The organism is Enterococcus lactis, assembly GCF_015751045.1.
GTDB classification, from domain to species: domain Bacteria; phylum Bacillota; class Bacilli; order Lactobacillales; family Enterococcaceae; genus Enterococcus_B; species Enterococcus_B lactis.
The window spans coordinates 71,843-87,741 of the sequence record NZ_BNJW01000007.1 but is presented as its reverse complement, the minus strand read 5'-3'; the positions used below and the strand labels follow the sequence as shown (position 1 = coordinate 87,741).

The following is a 15,899-nucleotide window of genomic DNA, read 5'->3' as shown; positions in this document are numbered from 1 at the left end:
GCCGTACCTCACGCTTTGGTTCAGTCTCTTTTATTTATATTGTGAGTGTTTCCTTACTAACTACGCAGTTTTTAGTACTTTCTTCGTATCCATTTTTTCAAACCATTTATTCTACCTTGTGTCTGCTCAACTGGCGTATTATCAATAATCAGCAAAGCAATCATAACATATGCAATCCAACTATCTCGCGAATATAGGGTGTAGCGTGAGACCCAGTTCGTAGCGTACTTGCTTTTGTATTCTCTTAATCCATGGAAAGAATAAAAATGAGAGCCAAACTCGTAAACCAAGTAAGCAATTCTTTCCTGTAAAAAACTCTTTCTGGAAGTTCCAACATTTGAAAGAGGTGCCATCCCTAAATTGAACCATTGGATATGTTCTTCTTTCATATAAGCAAATAAATGCAGGAACAAGAAATCCATACTGCCGGAAGGGGCTTTTTTGGGATCATATCGCATCAAATCGATCGTTCCTACTTTGTTGTTCGTGTAAGTAGGCATGATCGTCGCAAAAGCGACAATTTCTTCTTGAGTATTTTTGACTACAGCAATAGGCGCTCTTTGTAAATAATCTTCCGAGAAAAAGCCTAAAGAAAAACCTTTTTCTTTTCGTGAACCCAACCAATTATCAGAAATATTTTTGAAAATACTCATTTGCTCAGCAGAAAACGGCGGTTGTAAGACATCAAATGTAAATCCTTCTCGTTCAATTCGGTTCAAGACAGCCCGAGTGCCCTTCATTTTTTTCCCTGATGTTGTAAAACTATTCAGGTCTACATAAGCTTCTTCCCCCATTTTAATGAAGTCATAGCCGAATTCATGCAAAATCATAACGATCTCTTCGCTTGTTTCGTAGAAAACAGGTAAATAACATAATCGGTCTGTCTCTTCGATGAAAGCTTCAATTGCTTCTGGAAAATCTTCTTTCTTACCAGAAGGATCGCCCATTACGATGCATTTATTATTGAAGCAAGCGAATTGGAGAAGCACAGTTGGTTCACCGTCTTTTTCATAGGCAAACATCCGCTTGTCTTTTAAGAAGATCAATTGACTGTCGGAGTTTCCTCCATAAGTTGTGAGGATCTTCAGTGCCTTTTCTTCATTAAAGGCTTCGCCAATCTGTTTCTTTTCTCCTTGAAGAAAATGGACAAATAGAACGATCATGAAGCTAACGGCGATAATGGCCAACAACCCTGAAAACCAAATCTTTTCAGAAGGGAATAAGAAAAAGGAAATAAAATGGTGACGCCGATGTGGAAAATCAGGCAGATTGTATGCACCAATAACGATATAAAGCAATGTCAATGCACCGATAATGATTCCGTCGATTGTACGCCATTCCCACGAATAGATGAGTTGTTCCCGAAACAGTTCGTTTTTGGACGCAAGAATGATCAGAAGCAGAATAGACAAGAAAATCACCGGTGTGAAGCTAAAATCGCTTAATAAAACATAAAACAAAGCGAGTCCGATCAAGAAAATTGTAGGCAGATAGGCTCGTTTTACGCGTGCAGCGATCCCTCTCCCCATAACAATCAAAAGAAATCCTAATAATATACTAGGAAATTGGATAATAAAGTGGAATTTCAATGGGTTCAAACTATGAAGCCAGCGAAACTCTGTAAAAGCTTGCGGAATAGTGGCAGAAAGTACCAACATGATTCCAGAAAAGTATAAGAGGACAACCACGATTTTATGCGCGATTTCTGTTGCTAACTGCTTAGGGATCCCTGAATAACGTTGATCAAAAGTGGAACCGATATTTTTGAAGAAAAAGACGATTCCAATCAAAAACGGAATGATGTAGTAGAACAGACGATAAAGCAAGATCCACACAACGACTGTTTCTCTTGGCACACCAATAGCAGATAATCCGATAATCATCATCACATCGAAACTGCCGATCTCGCCAGGAATCATAGACACAATCCCTATCACTGAAGCAGCAATGAATAACGGAATCGTTTGCCACAGATCGATTCGGATTTCCATTAGGTAACCAACAGAAAGGAAACTGAACAGGACACCAGACCATTCCAATAATGAAACAAGCAAGAGCTGTCCTTGCGTTTTAAGTGAGGTACCACCAAGGAATCCTTTCTTTTTGAAAGTAGTGAATAAAAAGACAACAGGGAAATACAGACCGCCGCCAATCAGCCATATCCAATATTGCTTCAAAAAAGGAGCAACTGGCGTGAAGACTACAAGTAAAAAAGAAAGCAGACTGTAAATAGAAAGTCCAGCCATCAAAAACAAGAAAACTTTCGATAATGCCTGGATCACGTTTTTGCTCTCTTTCTTTTGTCCATATAGCTCAGAGCGAAGCCCCACACTGACAAACCCGCCGAAACCGGCAATATTGTTGATTGTATTGATCAGCCAGCTTGTCTCAAACAAGTAACGAGGATTCTGCTTTTGTTCAAGCATCCGATTCAAAATAATATCATAACCAATCATAGGTAACACAGAGACAAGACCAATCAACAGCATAAGTCCGCTTTTCCAAATAGGTATAGTGGCAAACGTTTCTCCTAATTGCTGGATAGATAGAGTCTTACCGATGGACATCAATTCACCGACAATAATGACAATGACAGAAATCAAAAAGATTGTTTTGAACAGTCCTAGATGGTTTTTCAGCCATTGTATGGTAGTTTTTAACAAATAAATCACCTTCTATTCCTAATAATTATGTTTCAGAAAGAAATTGAAGAACTTCTCGGTTGAAGCGTTCAGGATCTTTTCTAGCTAATTCATGTCCTTGTTCTTTTACAAGTACAAAAGAAGCTTTTGGTATAGTTTTAGCTATATACAGAGAATGTTTCAGCTTGATCACATCTTTTTTTCCTACAATAATCAAAGTTGGGGAGTTGATTTTTTTTAAATCATTTTCTGTAAGGCCGATATCATGCAGCAATAGTTTAATAACTAACAGATTTTTGCGAAGGCTTGGGCGAAATAAAGAGAGCAACCATACCCATGCATAATGAAAATTGCTGATGACTCTGGCAGAAAAACGAACGCCTTTAACTAGCGTGTTTCCAGAATTTAAAATCAGTCGATGAACTTTTTGGGGAAAGCTGCTGGCAAATACCAATGCCAGATTTGCGCCATCACTAAATCCAAGAAAATCTGCCTGATTGATTTTTTCTAGCAACATAATCGTATTCAGATCCTCAGCCATCAAATGAAAATTCAATATAGATGCTTCATTTGTTGAACGGCCATGTCCTCTGCTGTCTACTAGATAAACGGTATAGTAGCGTTCAAGTACGGGAACCTGTTCTGAAAAAAAGCGGCCGCTGCCATCATTGCCATGCAGTAAAAAGAGTGGGAAGCCTTGACCACTCTTTTCATAATAAATTTCGCTCCCGTCTGACATTTTTGCATATTTCTTTTCTTTTTTCACATAATCACCTACTGTGTAAAGTATAACGATTATAACAGTCATTGGGCAATCGTTTTTACTGAAAAACAACGATCATTTTCGTAAGATGATAAAAAACACAGGAAAATTCATTTTTTCTTAAGGTGTACACAGAATTTAAGGAAGAAATAGCCAAGAAGATAAAGAAATAGTAAGATAAAAAAGATGTCAAAATAACTAGGTGATGAAATGAAGCGAAAACGATTATCTATTATCCGTATTCTTTTTTACATGATCCTTCTAACGGTCATTGGTGCGGTGTTGTTTTTAGGAGGAAGAACTTATCGCTCAGTAAAACGGGTGGAAAGCTATCAAATAGAAATAACGACAGCTGCAAAAAATTATCATATGGAAGCATACGAAAAATTGATCAAGGCAATAATCTTGACCGAATCAAAAGGAAAAGGCACAGATCTCATGCAGAGTTCAGAGAGTTTGCATGGAGAAGCCGATATCATTGATAATCCAGCTGACAGTATTGATCAAGGGGTCAAATATTTGGCGGAGATGATAATGGAAGCAAAAAAACAAGGATGTGATCTGTGGACCGCTGTCCAAGCGTATAATTTTGGGAAAGATTATATTGCCTATGTAAAAAATCATGGCGGAGAAAACACAGTAGAACTAGCAGAAGCGTATTCTAAAGATGTGTTAAGCCCGCTTTTAGGAAATGAGGAAGGAAAACAGTACCGATATTGGCGAATCCAGTCCTTGCTTTACAACGGCGGCTATCTCTATCATAATGGAGGTAACATGTTTTATCCTGATATTGTCAAAATGAATGAAAAAATAATAGAGACTTACGAAAAAGTCTTTAAATAAACGAGTAGGAAATATCCAAACATAATAAAATGAGTTGAAAGAAGGAGTGCGCAAATAGTGGAAAAAAGGCAAAAAATGGAAAATCAAAAAGTGGGGTACACAACCAAAGATTGGATGTTGCGGTTTGTGAAGGGAATGTTTATCGGTTCAGGATTTATCTTGCCGGGGGTCAGCGGTGGTGCATTAGCAGCTGTTTTTGGCATGTATGAGCGACTGATTTCTTTTCTAGCCCATATCACAAAAAATTTCAAAGAAAATGTTTTGTTTTTCCTGCCTGTTGGTCTAGGCGGAGTGACAGGCATCTTTTTACTTTCTTTTTTAGTCAGTTTTTTATTAGGGGCGTATGAAACAACAATATTGTGGTTTTTTGTTGGGTGTATCGTCGGAACTGTTCCTGCCTTATGGAAAGAAGCAGGAAAAAAAGGACGAGATACTTCTGATGTGATCATCATGGTTGTTACTTTTGTTCTGGCTTATTTGTTTTTATTATACGGTGCTCGATTATTTGATGGACAAGTCGATCAGAATTTTGGGACTTGGCTGATCGCCGGTGGATTGATTGGTTTAGGGATGATTGTCCCAGGATTGAGTCCTTCTAATTTTTTGGTATATATGGGATTGTACAAAGCGATGGCTGACGGATTTAAAGAAGTTCGGTTTGAAGTCATCTTGCCGATCGGAATTGGTGGGGTTCTTTGTGTCCTTGGCTTGTCAAAAATCATGGATTATATTTTCTCAAAGGCATACAGTAAGCTATTCCATTTTATTTTAGGCGTCGTTTTTGCTTCAACGATTATGATCATCCCTACTGATTACGCGGGATTGGGAGTCGCTGGCGTACTAGCTTGTCCTGTTCTTTTTGTAGCTGGTACAGCACTAGGATGGTGGATGAGCCGTTTGGAAGAACAATATAAGTAAAGATAGTTCGATAATAAAAAAACAACACACGGGTGATTCATACAAAAAAGATCAGCATCTTTTTCGTAAGAATCATTCGTGTGTTTTTCTATAAATTTTATAAAAACAAGTTGTTTTTAACCTTGGAACACGCTAGACTTAAACACGTGATTATTTTTGAAAGTTGGCGGAAAATGGAGAAAAAGAAAATGAATGGACTTACACAGCAAGAAGTAGTTCAAAAAATGGCTTCTGGCCAGCAAAATGACTACCAGGAAGATGCATCAAAAAGTACAAAGCAAATATTCAGCGATAATATATTGACGTTATTCAATTTTCTGAACTTCGGTATCGGGATTTGCCTGTTATTTGTAGGTGCTTATTCCAACATGGCATATTTAGCAATTATTATCGTAAATATCGTTATTGGAATTTATCAAGAAATACATGCAAGAAATCTTGTACGGAAATTATCGATTGTTTCCCAATCAGAAGTACTAGTGATTCGGGACGGTAAAGAACAATCGATTTCTACTAAAGAGCTGGTATTAGGAGATTTGGTAAAAATCGGAGCAGGAGAACAGATACCAGCCGATTTGCAGGTCATATCAGGACGGGCAGAAGCAAATGAAGCTCTTTTGACAGGTGAATCTGACTTGATTGTCAAAGAAGCTGGAGCTGAATTGCTTTCTGGGAGCTTTTTGACAAGTGGTTCTGTCATGGCTGAAGTCATCCGAGTAGGGGCAGATAATTATGCTGTCCGCTTGACTAGCGAGGCAAAAACCCACAAAGCTATTCATTCTGAACTTGTAGATTCGATTCGTAAAGTATCCAAGTTCACTAGTTTCGTGATTATTCCTTTAGGGATCATACTATTTTTGGAGGCACTGTTCATTCGCGATGCTTCTATCAAGATTTCAGTTATTGCCTCTGCAGCAGCTTTGTTAGGGATGCTTCCAAAGGGATTAGTATTGCTGATAAGTATTGCGTTAACGACAGGTGTAACAAAACTGGCAAAAAAACGGATTCTTGTTCAAGACATGTATTCCATTGAAACACTTGCTCACGTCGATACATTATGTTTGGATAAGACAGGAACTATTACTGAAGGGAAAATGAGTATCCAGCGTGTAGAAGCATTACATCCGCTGTATGAAAAAGCTATTCCAGAAATTATGGGAACGTATCTTGCAGAAAGCAGTGATAACAACATCACCATGCGGGCGATGAGAGAGTATTTTGAGCTTTCTAATCGTTATGATGTAACAAACAAAGTCGCATTTTCTTCTGATCGCAAATGGGGTGCGATGGAGTTTCCAGAATTAGGAGTCGTATACGTAGGAGCACCTGAACGCTTGGTGGAAGAAGATCGGCTGCCAGATAGTCTAAAAACAGCTCAAGCGAATGGCTATCGCGTACTTATGTTGGGGATTGCTCCAAATCAGCAATTAAACGAAGAAAAACCCGCGTTTGTTGAGCCAGTTGCTCTGTTTGAAATCGATGACCCAATCCGAAAAAATGCGCCAGAAACACTAGCTTATCTTCATGAGGAAGGCGTTGACCTGAAAGTAATCTCTGGAGATAATCCATTTACTGTCTCCAATATTGCCAGACGTGCAGGATTACCGAATTATGATGCGTATATCGACCTTTCTCAGATTACTGAAGAATCGGACGTGCGAGAAGCTGCACATCAATATACCGTTTTTGGTCGAGTGAGTCCTCAGCAAAAGAAATTACTGGTAAATGAATTGAAAGATAGCGGCAGAACGGTTGCGATGACAGGTGACGGCGTAAATGATGTTTTGGCATTAAGAGAAGCAGATTGTAGTATCGCCATGGCAGAAGGTGACGGAGCGACACGTCAAATTGCTAATCTGGTATTGTTGGACTCTGATTTTACGACATTGCCAGAAGTCCTGTTTGAAGGACGTCGGGTAGTCAACAATGTGACGAAAGTCTCCGGTATCTTTTTCATCAAAACGATTTATTCTTTTATTTTATCGATTATCTGTGCCGTTACAGCTATTGGATTTCCATTTATCCCTATCCAGATTACGCTGATTGATTTGGCGATTGAAGGGTATCCTTCCTTCTTTTTATCATTTGAACAAGATAAACGCAAAATCACTTACCGTTACTTGCCTACTGCACTTATCAACGCGTTGCCAAATGCCTTGCTTGTAGTAGTGAATATCATAGCAGTGTATCTACTTGGAAAAACGTTCGCGTGGGGAAGTAGTGAAACCACTACGTTGATGTATTACTTGCTAATTGGAATCAGCTGCATGGCAGTTGTAAAAGCTTGTTATCCTTTCAACCCGTTGCGAATGTTCTTAGCAGTAACGACAATCGTAGGGATATATGTAGCTGCGATGCTGTTCCACGGAATTTTGGAAGTAAACTTAGGTTTAGGAGAAACCATAGGATACTTCGTTATGTTCATGATCATAAATATTGTCTTTCGATTATTGTACTGGAAGGCTGATATTCAAAATCAGCTACTGAAAAGAGTAGCAAATTGATGCTTAATTAAATAGAAATGTGTTATACTTGAAAAAGAATTGAAATATGATACAATCAAACATGTATAATTGTGTCCTTTAAAATCGCACTGATTTCAGTTAGTGCGATTTTTTACCGGTTATTCTCCTGAAATATCTTTTGTTAAAACGAAAAGATATCAATAAAGCAGGGGGTGGAAAAATGGCTCAACGGATTCCTCCAGAAGTTATCGAAACGGTACGCAGTCAAACGAATATCGTTGAGGTGATTGGACAATATGTCCAATTGAAAAAGTCTGGTAAAAACTACTTAGGGCTGTGTCCTTTTCATGAAGAACGCACACCATCCTTCTCTGTTGCAGAAGACAAGCAGATCTTTCATTGCTTTGGTTGCGGCAAGGGCGGAAACGTGTTTACTTTTCTTCAAGAACTAGAAGGACTGAGTTTTCCAGAAGCAGTGATAAAAGTAGCAGATTTCGAACAGATTCCGTTGGAAGATCAATGGCGTCAGCGAACGGTAGCTGTACAAAATCCTGAATCTGCTACAGGAAAATTGATTGCTGCTCATGAAAAAGCAGCGGAAATCTATCATCACATGCTGTTGCATACAAAAGCGGGACAGCCAGCCCTAGAATATTTGCAAAGTCGTGGGTTGTCTTTAGAATTGATTGAAGAATTCAATATCGGTTTTGCACCTAATGAACGCTCGTTTCTTCAGCAAGTCTTCAAGAATGAATCATTCTCAAATGAATTATTAGAACGTTCTGGATTGTTTGTCACACATGATGATGGCCGTCTGTCGGACCGTTTTTACCAAAGGGTGATGTTTCCTCTTCGTAATCCTCAAGGCCAGACAATCGGGTTTTCAGGACGCTGGCTTGCACCTGAAAAAGGGCAGGAAAAAGATCAGCCCAAATATTTGAACAGTCCGGAAACAGAATTGTTCAATAAAAGACAAGTTTTATTTAATCTTGATAAAGCAAGAAGCGATATCCGAAAAAATGGAGAAATCTTGTTGTTCGAAGGTTTTATGGATGTGATTGCTGCATGGCAGGCTGGTATCAAAACTGGATTAGCTTCCATGGGAACAAGTCTGACAGCTCAACAGATCCAGCAAATGGAAAAACTGACGAAAGAACTGGTTTTTTGTTATGACGGAGATAACGCAGGTTTTGAAGCAACCAATCGAGGGATTGAATTGCTTCGGCAAAATAGTCGCTTAGGACTTTCGGTCGTAGTCGTTCCAGAAAAGCTTGATCCTGATGAATATCTCCGTAAGTATGGGGAAGCATCTTTTCAAGAATTAGTGGCTCACGGGCGTGAAACAGTTTTTACTTTTAAATCACGTTATTTGAAACAAGGGAAAAATTTAGAGAATGAAAAAGACAAAATCGAATACCTTGAAGAATTATTAGTTGAACTTAGCCGAGTCGTTTCACCAATTGAACAAGATATGTATTTATCGCAGCTGTCCACAGAGTTTCAGGTCAGCAGAGAGACGATACAAAAACAATTGCGTGAGCTCCGAAGAACAAATCAGCAAAATCGTCAAGAACCTCAGGAAAACCAACATGCGCAGACCAAGAGACAAGAAACTGTACGGAAGAAGAGACCGTTGACGCAGGTAGAAAAGGCAGAGCAGATTCTGTTGTACCGCGCATTTAAAGAAGTTTCTGTCCGCAATATTTTAAAAGAACGAGAATTTCAGTTTATCCACGACGCATATGCAGAAGTTTATTTTTTATTCGATGCATATGTCTCACAACATTATGAATTCAACCTTGCAGAGTTTTTAGACTTTTTGCAAGATGAAAATTTAAGGCGGTTGGTGGTGGAGATCGAATATCTACCGGTGGCAGAAGAAAGTTCGCCACGGGAAATCCAAGACTTGCTAGATGTGATCAGCAAATCTGGCTTAGCTGATGAAATAACATTAAAAAAACAAATGCAGCAAGAAGCCAGACGTACTGGGAACAAACAGCTTGAGCTTGAATTGACGATCGAAATCATCAATTTAACGAAACAGTTAAAACAAGCCAAATAGCTACTCAAGGGGGGCCTTCTTTTATGGCAAATGGAACAGATAAAAAAAAGTATGAAGCAGCAGTAGCAGCTTTCATCAAAGAAAACAAACCCAAACGACAAGTTGTATATGATGATTTATCCAATCAGCTTGCTACACCATTCACTTTGAATGCAGATGAAATGGACAAATTGATCCAAAAGATTGAAGACGCAGGTATCAGTGTGGTGGATGAAAATGGTGATCCATCAATTCACAGCTTGAAAAGTGCTGAGAAAAAAGCTGAACAGGCAAAAACAGAAGATCTCTCTGCGCCAACCGGTGTAAAAATCAATGACCCGGTTCGTATGTATCTGAAAGAAATTGGCCGTGTCTCCCTTTTAACTGCGGAAGAAGAAGTAGCGTTAGCATTGAAAATCGAAGAAGGCGACCAAGAAGCAAAACAGCGTTTAGCAGAAGCAAACCTTCGTTTAGTAGTAAGTATCGCTAAACGTTATGTAGGGCGAGGCATGCAGTTCCTTGACTTGATCCAAGAAGGAAATATGGGGCTGATGAAGGCAGTTGAAAAATTCGATTATCGCAAAGGATTCAAGTTTTCTACTTATGCTACATGGTGGATTCGTCAAGCAATTACTCGTGCAATCGCCGACCAAGCACGTACGATCCGTATTCCAGTTCACATGGTAGAAACAATCAATAAATTGATTCGTATCCAGCGTCAATTGTTGCAAGACCTTGGAAGAGAACCTACGCCGGAAGAAATCGGTGCAGAAATGGACCTTCCGACAGAAAAAGTCCGCGAAATCTTGAAAATCGCGCAGGAACCTGTTTCCCTTGAAACGCCAATCGGTGAAGAAGATGATTCTCATTTAGGTGATTTCATCGAAGACCAAGAAGCAACAAGTCCAGCAGAACACGCAGCATATGAACTACTAAAAGAACAATTGGAAGATGTACTAGATACATTGACAGATCGGGAAGAGAATGTCCTTCGCTTACGTTTTGGTCTAGACGATGGACGTACGAGAACACTGGAAGAAGTAGGAAAAGTATTTGGTGTTACTCGGGAACGTATTCGTCAGATCGAGGCTAAAGCATTGAGAAAATTACGCCATCCTTCTCGTTCGAAACAATTAAAAGACTTCTTAGAATAAGCACGAACTATTGACCAGAAGAGAAATCAGTCAAATGGTTTGGTTTATTTTAAAAGAAAAAAAGCTTGGGACTATGCGGTCTCAAGCTTTTTTTTCTATAGGAAGAAAATTTATTCATTATTTTTAAGTAAATCCTAAAAATAAGCTATTGGCGTGACGTATAGAATATGATAGATTAAATGGTAGCGTAAACCTAGTAAAGGAGCCGATCGCTAAGTGATGAAAAAATGTCCAAATTGCGGATCGAAAAAAATGGATGAGAACAATATCTGTCCAGACTGCGGTCATCAACTAACTGCAGAAGATCAGCAAACAAAAGAAACAATCAAAGAAATAAATGCAGATGAAACTATGCAGGATAAATCAACTGAAGACGCAGTCTTTCCTGATACAGAATTAAACGATCCAATCGAATGGTCGGAATTGAAAGATCTACCTCTCGAATCTGTGATGGAATTATTCGAAAAAACAGAATTAGAAGACGATGTATCATCTACTCACGATAAAGTAGCCAATAAAGAAAAAATGGAACAGAAGAAAGCGACTGTTCGTGAGACTTTGGAAAAATCAGGAAAGAATCAAGAAGAAACCCTTGAATCAAAACAAAAAAGAAGAGTAGCTGAACTAAAAGAAATCGTCGATAATGAGGAAGAAAATTCGATACTATCCGCCTATATCAAAGCACATCGTGAAGATACAAAGGAAGAGCACGCGGAAGAGCTACTCAAAATGATCAGTGAAAAAATTGCACAGGAAAACAAAGTAGAACCAGAACATGAAGCTGAAAAAGACGCTGAAAAAGCCATTAGTAGAGTAAACGCTGCAGGTAAAGAATCATTAAAAACGAATGATCTAAAAACGGATGTCCCGGAAAAAACTGAAACATTGTCTGAAAAACAATCAGAAGACGAGAAATCGAATGGATTGCCGGAAGCAGAGAAAAAAGAAATGCTCGAAAAAGCAGACAAGAAGTCAACAGAGTCAGATGAAATAAATAATGAAGCCGATGCTGAAAGTCAATCTGCAAGTGAAGATAGCACTGTTCTTGAAGCTAAAATAGAAAAAGAAGAGAACCAGCCTGAGCTGATTGAAGCAGAAACAGAACTAATAACAATCGTGCCAAATACTGAAAAAACGCCTCAAGAATCAAACCTAGAAAAAAAAGATCTAGATAAGACACAAAAGAAAAAATCAAAAAAAGTGCCTTATCTCGCTTTAGCAGCGGTTCTTCTACTAGGTGGGGGAGGCTGGGCTTATTATGACCATCATCAAAAAGTAGAAGCCGAAGTAGCAGCAGAAGCAAAAAGACAGCAACAAATGGAAGACCTTCATGGGAAACTTGCTGCCTTTTATACAGATGACCACCATCAATTTATTCGTGCAGATATGATTCATCAAGATCTATCAAAACTAAAAAATGATTTATCAAGTCTTAAGAATGAAAAAGGATATTCAGCGTTAGAAACAACTTATCAAGATATCCAATCTAAGATCCAAGATATCCAGAAAGTGAATGAATGGTTCGTAGCACCTGTGATCGTCGATGATCATCTAGCAGATGACATCAAGTTGAAAGCAGATAAAGAGATACAAACAATCGAAACGGATAACACAGATTTTGGAAAATTGATTCAACAAGCACAAACAGAAGCTAAAAATCAATATGCTGAATTGCAAACAGCTAAAGAAAAAACAGCTATAGTCTTTAAAGACGGAAAAGTAGTGGGTTCAGCGACACGCGACCAATACAAGACGGCAAAAGAAGCAGTAGAAAAGGTGAAAAATACAGATCTATCTGCTCAGTTGAATGAACAATTGAAACAAGTAGACAAGATGCTCACTGATAAAGAGAAAAAAGAAGAAGAGGAAAAGAAAAAAGCAGAAGAAGCGAAAAAAGCAGAAGAAGCGAAAAAAGCAGCTGAAGAACAAGCAAAACAAGCCGCTCAAGCAGCAGCAGCTGCTGCAGCTCAAGCCGCTCAACAAGCTGCGGTCGCACAAGCAGCACAGCAAGAAGCGGCATCCTCGACTCCTTCCTCTTCAAACTCAGCGAATCAGCCAATCAAATCTGCCAGAGCAAGTGATATTGCCGATGCATCTAATCCAGCATGGACGTGGGCACCAGGTGTCCAAAGCAAAGTGATTGCTACATGTATCCAACGTGGATATATCGTTGAAGGAGGTTACAGATTAGAAAAAGCCAGAATCGAAAATGGGGAAGGCTATTACAATCTATATGCCACTTCAACAAAATCTGCATTGATGAAAGGCATTGGAGAAAGTGCTTTGCCATTTTATATCGTAACGATCAACTGTAAAACTGGGTGGTTCGGAGGAAATGGGAGCAATTAGTTTTAACTAAACGAAAGAGGTTGTGAGCCTGCCGTTTCACTCTGAGTCACAAGGAACAATTTCAAAAAACAGCTTCTCATGTTTGATGAATAGTGTGACTTGAAACCGAGGAGTTGGCAGGTAAACACCGTTTATTCAAAAAAGGGGAGTATGACACAACTGTTGTCATACTCCTTTTTTCACCTTTCCAAAGCAAGGCTCAGCTATTCAAGTAGATAACATTATGTTATGATAGCAAAGAAATGTATTAAGAAAACCTTTCACTATAGAGGGAGAAAAAAATGAACGATTTATTAGCAACTATATTTACAGGTATTATTATTGATGAAAATGAAAAAAATTACTTTGTCCAAAAAAATGGGCAAACCTTTGGCTTAAGCAAATCAGAAGGCGAGCACAAAATCGGTGAGGCAGTGGAAGGATTCGGCTACCAAAATCAAAAACATGAAAACCGGATCACTACACAAATTCCAAAAAGTCGCATCGGTCACTATGCATTTGGGATCGTTACTGCTACACGAAAAGATTTAGGCGCATTTGTCGATATCGGTCTTCCAGATAAAGACTTTGTCGTATCTCTTGATGAATTACCGACCATGACAGAGCTGTGGCCTAAAAAGGGAGATCGTTTGATGATTTCCCTTAGAGTTGATGCAAAGGATCGTGTTTGGGGTAGTTTAGCAGACGAAAAAATATTCAAATCTTTAAGCAAGTATGGAACAGAAGAAATGAAAAACAAAGATGTGATAGGAACAGCCTACCGTTTGAAATTAACAGGTACGTATGTTTTGACTGAAGATTTCTATCTTGGGTTTATCCATCCTTCTGAACGATATAACGAACCTCGACTAGGCGAGCAGGTAAAAGGGCGTGTGATCGGTGTCCGACCAGATGGTGTACTGAATCTTTCATTGAAACCAAGAGCGTATGAAGCAATATCAGATGATGCACAAATGATTTTAACCATTTTAGAACGTTCTGCAGATCAGCAAATCAACTTTACAGATAAATCAGATCCAGAAGACATCATGAAAGCTTTCGGCATCAGCAAAGGTGCTTTTAAGCGAGCATTAGGCAATCTTTTGAAACAAGGACTGATTAAACAAGAAAACGGTGTGACAAAATTAGTCAAAAAATCTAATTGAGAATCCCTTGCATGTTTTTCTTAACTAGCTTATAATAATTTTAATTAACACAGTGTTATTGTTTTTCTAAATTGTAATTATTATAAATTGTTGGGGTTGAGTAAATGGTCATGAATGCTATTTCGGCGATGAAAAAAACAAAACAGCAGCTACATGAATCGGGGTTCAAGCTGACACCGCAAAGAGAAGCTACCCTGCTTGTGCTTTTGGAGAATGAGAAAGAGCATTTGTCTGCAGAAGAGATCTTCTTTTTAGTGAAAAAAAAGAGTCCAGAAATTGGACTTGCTACTGTTTATCGAACCCTTGAAATCTTGACAGAATTAAAAATTGTCGATAAAGTAAGTTTTAATGATGGATTAGCCCGTTATGATTTGAGAAAAGAAGGCGCCAAACATTTCCATCATCATTTACTATGCTTGAACTGCGGCACGATCGAGGAAGTAGAAGAGGATCTTTTACTTGAAGTGGAGCAAGTAGTAGAAGAACGTTATCATTTTTTAGTAAAAGATCATCGGCTGACGTTCCATGGAATCTGTCAGGAATGTTATGAAAAAGAAAAAAGAAACCAGTCCGTCTGAGTGTCTAGACGGCTTTTTCTTTGCTCAGATTATGGAAAAAGACTATCAGAATGAAGCGGTATCTGATATGATAGAGAGGCATGAGGGGGATTATTATGAAAGAGCAAATCAACGATTATCTCCACTACTTGAATATTGAACGGGGATTATCCGCCAATACACGTCAAAGCTATGAACGTGATTTGGAACAATACTTGCATTTTCTAGAAGAGCAGAAAGTTGCTTCATGGCAAGATGTCGATCGCTTTTTAGTCATCCGTTTTCTGGAAAAAATGCATGAAGAAAAAAAAGCGACAGCAACCGTTACGCGGATGATCTCAAGCCTCAGAAGATTTCATCAGTTTTTACGACAAGAGCGTATCACGGATCATGATCCAATGCAGCATATCGATACGCCAAAGAAAGCGCAGAAATTACCAAGTACATTGACGCTGGCAGAAGTAGAAAAGCTGATTGAAGCACCTGATACGACAAAAACATTAGGGATAAGAGATCGTGCAATCTTAGAAGTCATGTATGCTACTGGGATGCGCGTCAGTGAATTGATTGGATTGAAATTGGGAGATCTTCATCTTTCTCTTGGGCTGGTACAGACAGTCGGTAAAGGAGATAAAGAGCGGATTATTCCTTTAGGTGATTATGCGATCCAATGGCTGGAACGCTACTTAGACGAAGCACGTCCGTTACTTGTAAAGGACGCATCTGAAATGCATGTATTTGTCAATAATCATGGAAAAGGTCTTTCCCGGCAAGGAATCTGGAAAAATCTGAAACAGCTAGTAAGAGAGGCTGGGATTTACAAAGAAGTAACGCCGCATACGCTACGGCACAGCTTCGCCACCCATTTGCTAGAAAACGGAGCAGATTTGCGGACAGTACAGGAATTGTTAGGTCACGCGGATATCTCTACGACACAGATTTATACACATATCACGAAAAAAAGGATGACAGATGTTTATAAGCAGCATTTTCCAAGGGCTTAGTCATAGGAAGGTGAGAAG

11 protein-coding genes are annotated in these 15,899 nt (G+C 38.9%); 9 read left to right on the top strand and 2 right to left on the bottom strand.

The window, feature by feature from the left end; translation table 11 throughout:
• Positions 1-71: 71 nt before the first annotated feature.
• Together mprF and KFO35_RS05405 are read right to left on the bottom strand one after the other, a co-directional pair.
• Entirely contained in the window at positions 72-2,663 is a 2,592-nt protein-coding gene (gene mprF, locus KFO35_RS05410; RefSeq protein WP_156272185.1) for a bifunctional lysylphosphatidylglycerol flippase/synthetase MprF, read from the bottom strand.
• 25 nt (positions 2,664-2,688) lie between these two features.
• Entirely contained in the window at positions 2,689-3,450 is a 762-nt protein-coding gene (locus KFO35_RS05405; RefSeq protein ID WP_002315226.1) for an alpha/beta fold hydrolase, read from the bottom strand.
• A 165-nt stretch (positions 3,451-3,615) separates the two neighbouring features.
• Between KFO35_RS05405 and KFO35_RS05400 the strand changes: the two genes are divergently transcribed.
• The 9 genes from KFO35_RS05400 to xerD all read left to right on the top strand — a co-directional run bounded on the left by KFO35_RS05400 (position 3,616) and on the right by xerD (position 15,881).
• Entirely contained in the window at positions 3,616-4,248 is a 633-nt protein-coding gene (locus tag KFO35_RS05400) for a lysozyme family protein (protein WP_002290135.1), read from the top strand.
• A 57-nt stretch (positions 4,249-4,305) separates the two neighbouring features.
• The gene (locus tag KFO35_RS05395; RefSeq protein ID WP_002309619.1) at positions 4,306-5,166 is read left to right on the top strand and encodes a DUF368 domain-containing protein; all 861 of its coding nucleotides are present in this window, start codon (positions 4,306-4,308) and stop codon (positions 5,164-5,166) included.
• Positions 5,167-5,354: 188 nt separating this feature from the next.
• Positions 5,355-7,670 (top strand): cation-translocating P-type ATPase, encoded by a 2,316-nt coding sequence (locus KFO35_RS05390; protein WP_181728964.1) that lies wholly within the window; start codon positions 5,355-5,357, stop codon positions 7,668-7,670.
• A 181-nt stretch (positions 7,671-7,851) separates the two neighbouring features.
• Entirely contained in the window at positions 7,852-9,693 is a 1,842-nt protein-coding gene (gene dnaG / locus KFO35_RS05385) for a DNA primase (RefSeq protein ID WP_024636185.1), read from the top strand.
• 23 nt (positions 9,694-9,716) lie between these two features.
• The gene (gene rpoD / locus KFO35_RS05380; RefSeq protein ID WP_002290142.1) at positions 9,717-10,826 is read left to right on the top strand and encodes an RNA polymerase sigma factor RpoD; all 1,110 of its coding nucleotides are present in this window, start codon (positions 9,717-9,719) and stop codon (positions 10,824-10,826) included.
• Between the two features lie 216 nt (positions 10,827-11,042).
• Complete coding sequence (locus tag KFO35_RS05375; protein WP_167513739.1) at positions 11,043-13,175, top strand: cell division site-positioning protein MapZ family protein; 2,133 nt, start codon at positions 11,043-11,045, stop codon at positions 13,173-13,175.
• Positions 13,176-13,456: 281 nt separating this feature from the next.
• A complete protein-coding gene (locus KFO35_RS05370; protein ID WP_002290150.1) occupies positions 13,457-14,320 on the top strand; it encodes a virulence factor B family protein in 864 nt (287 codons plus the stop codon).
• A gap of 104 nt (positions 14,321-14,424) precedes the next feature.
• A complete protein-coding gene (gene fur, locus KFO35_RS05365) occupies positions 14,425-14,898 on the top strand; it encodes a ferric iron uptake transcriptional regulator (RefSeq protein ID WP_002290152.1) in 474 nt (157 codons plus the stop codon).
• Positions 14,899-14,993: 95 nt separating this feature from the next.
• Complete coding sequence (gene xerD, locus KFO35_RS05360; protein WP_002290156.1) at positions 14,994-15,881, top strand: site-specific tyrosine recombinase XerD; 888 nt, start codon at positions 14,994-14,996, stop codon at positions 15,879-15,881.
• Positions 15,882-15,899: the final 18 nt, after the last annotated feature.